At 60.9% G+C, this 235-nt stretch carries 1 pseudogene; it reads left to right on the top strand.

Annotated features, from left to right (window positions below):
- Positions 1 to 235: pseudogene (locus tag HMPREF1144_RS33690) on the top strand (hypothetical protein); the annotation flags it as partial.

Genomic DNA, 235 nt, shown 5'->3' with positions numbered 1-235 from the left:
GCGAAAAAAAAGCCCGTACTTGCGTACGAGCTCTTCTTAAAATATGGCGGTGAGGGGGGGATTGACTCGCTGCGCTCGCCGTTACTCGGCCCGTCCCTGGGCCTCGCCCCTGCGGGGCCAGCGCAAGCGCTGTTCAAAATTGCTCCCGGCAATTTTGTCGGGGCAGATTCCTCGCAGGCTCGTCATCTGTCCAACTGGCTGTCGCCAGTTGTCGAACCCCGGTCGGGGCTTCTCA

It is taken from the genome of Klebsiella sp. OBRC7 (genome assembly GCF_000293135.1).
Lineage (GTDB): Bacteria > Pseudomonadota > Gammaproteobacteria > Enterobacterales > Enterobacteriaceae > Klebsiella > Klebsiella michiganensis.
The sequence above is the reverse complement of the archived record's forward strand: the minus strand, read 5'-3'. Positions and strand labels throughout refer to the sequence as shown.